We start from the raw sequence: 7038 nt of genomic DNA, 5'->3' as shown, positions 1-7038 counted from the left end.
GCGGCTGCGAATGCAGCCGCCCTTTTTCGTTAACGGGGTCGTCTCGGGTGTCTAGGCCGCTGTCTCGACCCGGGAGAATTCAGCAACGCGTGGGCCAAATCCCAGCTGCTGGAGCCAGAACCGCTCCACATCGCGCAGGCTTTCGTTCGCCGCACCGAGTTTGTCTTCGTCGATCGAATCCGCCACCGCTTCCACATGACGCTCGAACATCTGTTCGAGGACGCGGCTGAGTTCAAGGCCCTTCTCCGTCAGCTTCACACGGACGGAGCGCCGATCATGGGAGGAGCGTTCCTGGTGAAGATAACCGTGTTCGGTCATCTTCTTGACGTTGTAGGAAACGTTCGAGCCGAGATAGTAGCCGCGCAGGGTCAGCTCTCCGACGGTCATCTCGTCGCCGCCGATATTATACAGGATCAGTGCCTGTACGTTGTTGATGTCGCGGATATCGTGACCTTCGAGCTCGGACTTGATCACCTCGAGAAACTGGCGATGCATCCGTTCGAGCAGGACGATCGTCGCTAGATAGGTCTGTTTCATTTTCCTGCGTCTCCCGTGTCCCGAGCGTTAATTCGAGCATTCAGGATCGCAGAAACAGGTTAAGGAGGGCTTAAACCGAACGCGGATTGGAATCCCGGCGTCAAACGGCAAAACCACACACGCATCGGGCTTAGCTGGCGTACGGGATACCGCCTGAAGGTGATCTACTCGGCAGCCTGAACCACATCGAATTCGGGTATATCGAGCTCCGGCAGCACCTTCTCCATAAAGATTTCAAGCTCCTCGATCACCGTCTCCTTCGGACACATCGCATAATGCCAGATGAGGCAAATATACTCCGACGGGATGCGCTCATAGGTGTGCTTCCACTCGGCGATCGTGTCTTCGACCGTCCCGCCGATGAAAATCCCGGTATCGACCATCCGATCCACCATCGCCGCATCGCTGTCGACGCCGTCCACCAGGAACGGGAAGAAAGAACCGTAAATATTCTTGTAGAATTCAGCGTCATAGGCCGCGAGCTGCTCGCGGAAATGCGCCTTGTCGCGTGAGAAATGCGGCCAGCGCACGATCGTTTGGTTGGCGCCGAACTGCAGATCACGCCCCGTCTTCTTGCCCTCGTCCACATAGACATTGGCGAGTTCGACCAGATGATCGGTCGGCGTGAAATACACCGGCGAAAAACCGTTTCGCGAACAGAAACGGATCGAGTCCGGGCTGGAACTTACCGCGACGAACACCGGCGGATGGGGATCCTGATAGGGTTTGGGGACGACCGAAACACGCCGGACGGTCGTGCCATCCGCATCTATTTCGCCTGGCGCCCCCATGCGTTGCGCGACAGATGCCGCGGGGAAATTTTCCACCCCTGTGTCGTAGGGATAGGGCGCCTTGTAATATTTGCCGTCGAACGCGACCGTCTCGTTCTCCCAGCAATCGACGACCTGCAGCACCCGCTCCTCGAAGAGCTCGCGGTTTTTTTCATCTACCGCGCTACCGTCCGACGCCGTCGCCTGAGCGTCGACATACTGCCCCAGAATATGCGCCCAGCGGGCCTGGTAACCCCGCGCAAATCCGGCAAAATACTTGCCCCGGGTCACGTGGTCCATGACCGACATTTCCTCGGCCATGCGGATCGGGTCGCGCGTCGCCGCGACATAACCGATGGTCCCGACACGGGCATTCTTTACGTGCTGGGACCACATGGCATTCACGATCCCCGGACTTGGTGCCAATTCATAACCTTCTGAATGGAGATGATGTTCGATGGTGCTCACACCCCAAACGCCGAGGTCGTCCGCCGCTTTGACGATGTCGACCATCTCGTGCAGCACATTGTTGTAAATCTCGGAATTTCGTCCGATGGGGCGCTTCGCCGCCCGGTCCGCTTCATCTGCGGCCGGCAATACCGGATACATGTTCACAATGACTTTAGGCCTGGCCATGTCCTACCCCCCAAATCTGGTTTCGCCCGCCCGGGCGCTTCACTCCCGCAAAAACACCTGAATCCCTGTAGAAAACTATATGCGCAGAACGCCCGGGGTGGAAAGTGCACAGGGCTTGGACCCGCGGCGCGTTGCGGCTATGTTTCCGGCCCTTTCAGGCAATTCTCAGGAGCGGTCATGGCCCGCGGCCCCTCGACACCGGTTGGTGCCTTTCCGCAGACACGCATGCGTCGCAATCGACGCTGGGACTGGTCGCGCCGCATGGTGCGCGAGAATTTGCTTTCGCCGGATGACTTCATCTGGCCGATCTTCGTTTGCGGCGGCAACGACCGGACAGAAGAAATCCCGACCATGCCGGGCGTCGTCCGCTATTCGCCAGACCGCCTGTCGGCCGCGGTCGGCGAGGCCAAGTCCCTGGGCATTCCCTCCGTGGCGCTGTTTCCCGCGACACCCGCAGAACTCAAAACGCCGGACGGCGCCGAAGCCTGGAACCCCGACAACCTGATGTGTCGGGCAATCCGGGCAATCAAGGATGCGCATCCGGATGTCGGCGTCATGTGTGACGTCGCACTCGATCCCTTCAACTCCGACGGACATGACGGGATCGTGCGTGACGGCCATGTGGTCAACGACGAAACCATCGAGGCGTTGTGCCGCCAGGCGCTGGTCCAGGTCGAGGCCGGCTGCGACATCATCTCACCGTCGGACATGATGGACGGACGGATCGGCGCCCTGCGCGAGGCACTCGATTCGAATGGCTATGACCGGGTGCTTCTGATGTCCTACGCCGCGAAATTCTCATCGGGATTCTACGGCCCGTTCCGCGATGCCATCGACAGCGCCGGGTTCCTGAAGGGCGAGACCAAGGACACATACCAGATGGACCCCGCCAACAGCGACGAGGCACTTCGTGAAGTCGCCCTCGATATCGACGAAGGCGCCGACATGATCATGGTGAAGCCCGGCCTCGCCTATCTCGACATCATCCAGCGGGTGAAGTCGCAGTTTGGGATCCCGACATTCGCCTACAATGTGAGCGGCGAGTACGCCATGCTGCGGTTCGCCGCCGATAACGGCGCGCTGGATTATGAGCGCGTGATGATGGAAACCCTGATGGCATTCAAGCGGGCGGGCTGCAGCGGTGTGCTGACCTATTTCGCCCTCGATGCCGCACGGCTTCTCAATGGCGACTGACGAAGACATACAGGTCTCGACAGAGGCACCGCCTCCGCTGATTGCCCGCTACAGCCAACAGGTCCAGTTCTGGCGTTTGCTCGCAATCCTGACCCTCGCCCTCATGTGCCTGATAATCCCATACGTGGCGCAGGGACCGGTTGAAGATTCCTGGCGCTTTGCGGGAGTCTTGATCGCCGCGGCATTGATCTGGGCCGGCGTCACCGCGCTTCGTATGCGCGATCGCAACCCCCAGGTACTGATCGATGAAAATGGCGTGTATTTCCGCGAATGGCTCGTGGGGACTATTCCCTGGGAAAACATCGAGTTTATCGCCCATTCGAGCCAGGTTCGTCGCGGTATCATCGCCTCGATCACCCGTACGCGACGCAAACCCTATCTCCTGTTCAAGTTCGCCGAACTGCCGAAAGTCCGCCCCACTGCGCCAATCCCCCTCTCATGGCTCCAGTTCGTGCGCGCCGAATTCGCGATCCAGGAGCCGATCATGCAGCAGTACGGCCTCGACACGCCGGTCAACGATATCCTCGCATCGATCCAGGACCACATCGCGCACTGGCAATCGGTTCACGAACCGGAAAGCGAAGGCGCGGACACGCCGGACCAGGAATCGCCGGAGAAGATCGGGTAGGTCCGAGAGATTAATTCACGCGATATTTTGTGTAATTACACATTTTACGGCGCCGCCTTGTCATTAGCGGCCTCGCGATCTAACTAAACGTCAGGTTGTCATGACGAAGGCGCAACATTGCGCCGCGGCTGTCGGCGTCCGGCCGTCGTTGGGGACAAAATAAGAGGAGAGACGAACATGACGGTACAGATCGGTAACACCGCGCCCGACTTCGAGGCACAGACGACAGAAGGGACAATCAATTTTCACGAATGGCTGGGCGATAGCTGGGGCGTGCTGTTTTCCCACCCCAAGGATTTCACCCCGGTCTGCACGACCGAGCTCGGCTATATGGCGAAGCTCAAGCCCGAATTTGACAAGCGTAACGTCAAGATCATCGGCCTGAGCGTGGACCCGGTCGACGACCATGAGAAGTGGGTCGGCGATATCGAGGAGACCCAGGGCGTCAAGGTGACCTACCCGCTGATCGGCGACAGCGAGCTCACGGTCGCCAAGCTCTACGGCATGCTCCCGGCAAACGAAGACGGTACCTCCGAAGGCCGCACCGCTGCCACGAACGCGACCGTCCGCAACGTCTACATTGTCGGCCCCGACAAGCAGGTCAAACTGGTGATCTCCTACCCGATGAGCACCGGTCGCAACTTCGACGAGATCCTGCGCGTCATCGATTCACTGCAGCTCACGGCCAACCACAAGGTGGCAACGCCGGTGAACTGGAAGGACGGCGAAGACGTCATCATCCTGCCCGCCGTGTCCGATGAAGACGCCAAAGCCGCCTACCCGGACGGCTGGAACGCGCCGCGGCCGTATCTTCGGATCGTCCCGCAACCGAAGTAACTATTTGCGGTTTTGATTCAGGGGCGCTCCCGGTCGGGGCGCCCCTTTTTCATGTATCAAGGGCGCGCACATTCCCATCGAAAAACCGGCGTATCGCGTGATCGTGCCAGCGGCCGGTCTTGCCATGAAATCCCACATGGCCACCGCCCGGCGTCAACGCGAGCGCCATTTCAGGCGGCATCGACGGCGCGTATCGGCGGTAAATATCCGCCGGTATCCACGGGTCGTCTTCCGCGTGTACCAGCAAGGTCGGGATAGTGACTTCGCCCAGGCGCGGGCCGGCCGCGCAACGCGCATAGTAGTCCTCGGCATCCGCGTAGCCATTGCTCGACGCGACCACGCCATCGTCGAAATTGCGGATCGAGTCGGCCCGATCCAGCGCGTCCATCTGCGCGGTGTTCAGGTCCAGCGGCCCGCCACGCCAATCCAGCTTCATACGGTCGAGCAGCCAGCGGTGATAGAGGCGGTTTCGCGGCGCCTCCAGACGGCGTGAAACCCTCGAAAGGTCGAGCGGAGTCGAAATGGTGACCGCGCGGGACACCCGCGAATCCTCGCCCGCCTCCGCCAGGTATTTGAGCAGGATGTTACCGCCAAGCGAGTATCCGACCGCGAACAGCTGCGCCGCGCCGTAACCCATGTTCGCCAACTCGTCGAACACCAGCGCCAGATCTTCGCTGCGCCCGGCGTGATACATCTGGCGGCAATCCTGGCGTGACGGCAATGCACCACGCAGGTTCAGGCGTAAAACCGTATTGCCTGCCTCCAATAGAAAACGCGCACTCGCGCGCACATAGGCGCTGTCCTCGCAGCCTGTGAGGCCGTGGATCAGGGTCACAAGGGTTTTTGGCTTATCCGGTGCGGGGTGCAGAACACCGTTCAGGCGGTCGCCGTTGTCTGCTTTGAAGTAGAGGCGCTCTCCAGGCCAGGGATCGAGGTCCGCCCGATCCCGCATGATGGTGTTGCGCAAAGTCTGAAGATCGCCGCCGAACCACGGCGCCCGCGCGCGAAATGGCGGCCAGCCGGACAACGGGTCAGGCGGCGGCGTCATCGGCGAAGAAAGTCCGCGACCGGTTCGATCTCCCCGGGCCGCGAAAATGTTGGCGCATGACCCACATCTGGTATTTCGACGAGCGCCGCGCAGGGTCCGCGTTTGGTCATCTCCCGGGCCGTTTCGGCCGGAAGCAGCAATGACTCGGCGCCGCGCACCACGAGCGTGTCGCAGGCAATCGCGTCCCACACGGGCCACAAGTTTACGTCCGTGGCCGGGTTCGCCTTCATCGGCACCGCGATTGCCGGGTCATAGGCGAGCGAATACGAGCCGTTGTCGGCCCTGCGGGCAGAGGTATCGGCGAGATGCGTCCACTCCGCGTCGTCCAGCGCCCCGAACGGCGCCCAAATCTGGCGGAGATAGGCCTCCAGGGCTGCCAGGTCGGGGAATTCGGGGTCGGTCCCGACATAGTCACGTATCCACTCCAGCGCGGCTTTCGGAATGAAGGGACCCACATCGTTGACGACCAGCTTGTCGATCGGCGTGTCGGCCATCGCGGCGAGCAACATGCCCATGATCCCGCCCATCGAGGTGCCGACAAAATCGATGCTGTCCGCCCCCAGTCGCGCCACCAATGCATTCACGTCCGCGAGATATTGCGGGAAGTCATAGCCCGACGGGTCGGCAAGCCAGCCGCTTCTGCCTCGTCCGACCACGTCCAGACAGATCACGCGCCGGTCCCCCGCCATTGTTTCGGCCAGCCTGTCAAACGAGCGTGCCGTCTGGGTCAACCCATGCACACAAAGAACAACCGGTGCGTCCGGTTCTCCCCACTCGGTGTAGTGCAGGCGATGAAAGCCAGATTGGCTTAATCCCCGGAAAGACCGTGACCGCATCACATCATGCCTCTAACGTCGTGTTGAAATGGCGCGCGAACCTAGCCCAGGGTCGCCCGTGTCACCAACCACCAATAGGCCGGCGAGAGCAGATATGGCGTCCATTCAAATTGCCCCACCGACAGCGGAAGACAAAGCGGCCTGGGCCGAGATGTTTGTCGGGTATCGCCGATTTTACGAGATGCCGGATGACCCCGACATCATCGAGCGCGTCTGGGGCTGGATCAACGATCCCGACCATCAAACCGAATGCCTGCTGGCCCGCGATGCCGATGGCGTCCCCATCGGCCTGGCACATTTCAGAAGCCTCGCGCGGCCCCTGTCCGGCACCGAGGCCGGCTTTCTCGACGATCTGTTTGTCGCGGAAGCGTCGCGCGGGAGCGGTGCGGCGGACGCGCTGATCAATGCCATCGCGGAGATCGGCCGTACCCGCGGCTGGTCATGGCTGCGCTGGTTCACGGCCGAGGACAATTACCGTGGCCGCGGCTTCTACGACCGGGTCGCACATGCCACGCCCTGGAAGACCTATCAGGTCGACCTCTAGGCCACGCC

General features: G+C 61.0%; 8 protein-coding genes. 4 read left to right on the top strand and 4 right to left on the bottom strand.

Features of this window, described 5'->3' with window-relative positions; genetic code table 11:
• Positions 1–51: 51 nt before the first annotated feature.
• Positions 52–537 carry a MarR family transcriptional regulator gene (locus ABJ363_00930; GenBank protein MEP4377536.1) on the bottom strand — a complete coding sequence of 162 codons (486 nt, stop codon included), beginning with the start codon at positions 535–537 and terminating at the stop codon, positions 52–54.
• A 164-nt stretch (positions 538–701) separates the two neighbouring features.
• Positions 702–1943, bottom strand: coding sequence for an LLM class flavin-dependent oxidoreductase (locus ABJ363_00925; protein MEP4377535.1), 1242 nt, complete (start codon positions 1941–1943; stop codon positions 702–704).
• Between the two features lie 177 nt (positions 1944–2120).
• Between ABJ363_00925 and hemB the strand changes: the two genes are divergently transcribed.
• The 3 genes from hemB (at position 2121) to ABJ363_00910 (ending at position 4602) form a co-directional block, all read left to right on the top strand.
• Positions 2121–3137, top strand: a complete 1017-nt coding sequence (hemB, locus tag ABJ363_00920; GenBank protein MEP4377534.1) for a porphobilinogen synthase — start codon at positions 2121–2123, stop codon at positions 3135–3137.
• Positions 3127–3765 (top strand): hypothetical protein, encoded by a 639-nt coding sequence (locus ABJ363_00915; GenBank protein ID MEP4377533.1) that lies wholly within the window; start codon positions 3127–3129, stop codon positions 3763–3765. Before hemB ends, ABJ363_00915 begins: the two co-directional genes overlap by 11 nt.
• Before the next feature lie 177 nt (positions 3766–3942).
• Positions 3943–4602, top strand: coding sequence for a peroxiredoxin (locus ABJ363_00910; protein ID MEP4377532.1), 660 nt, complete (start codon positions 3943–3945; stop codon positions 4600–4602).
• Positions 4603–4651: 49 nt separating this feature from the next.
• On the opposite strand, the gene ABJ363_00905 is transcribed toward ABJ363_00910, so the two are convergent.
• Together ABJ363_00905 and ABJ363_00900 are read right to left on the bottom strand one after the other, a co-directional pair.
• Complete coding sequence (locus tag ABJ363_00905; GenBank protein ID MEP4377531.1) at positions 4652–5650, bottom strand: alpha/beta fold hydrolase; 999 nt, start codon at positions 5648–5650, stop codon at positions 4652–4654.
• Complete coding sequence (locus tag ABJ363_00900) at positions 5647–6486, bottom strand: alpha/beta hydrolase (protein ID MEP4377530.1); 840 nt, start codon at positions 6484–6486, stop codon at positions 5647–5649. Before ABJ363_00900 ends, ABJ363_00905 begins: the two co-directional genes overlap by 4 nt.
• A gap of 94 nt (positions 6487–6580) precedes the next feature.
• Between ABJ363_00900 and ABJ363_00895 the strand changes: the two genes are divergently transcribed.
• Positions 6581–7030, top strand: coding sequence for a GNAT family N-acetyltransferase (locus ABJ363_00895; protein ID MEP4377529.1), 450 nt, complete (start codon positions 6581–6583; stop codon positions 7028–7030).
• The last annotated feature ends 8 nt before the right edge of the window (positions 7031–7038 follow it).

It is taken from the genome of Alphaproteobacteria bacterium, assembly GCA_039980135.1.
Lineage (GTDB): Bacteria > Pseudomonadota > Alphaproteobacteria > UBA6615 > UBA6615 > UBA8079.
The sequence above is the reverse complement of the archived record's forward strand: the minus strand, read 5'-3'. Positions and strand labels throughout refer to the sequence as shown.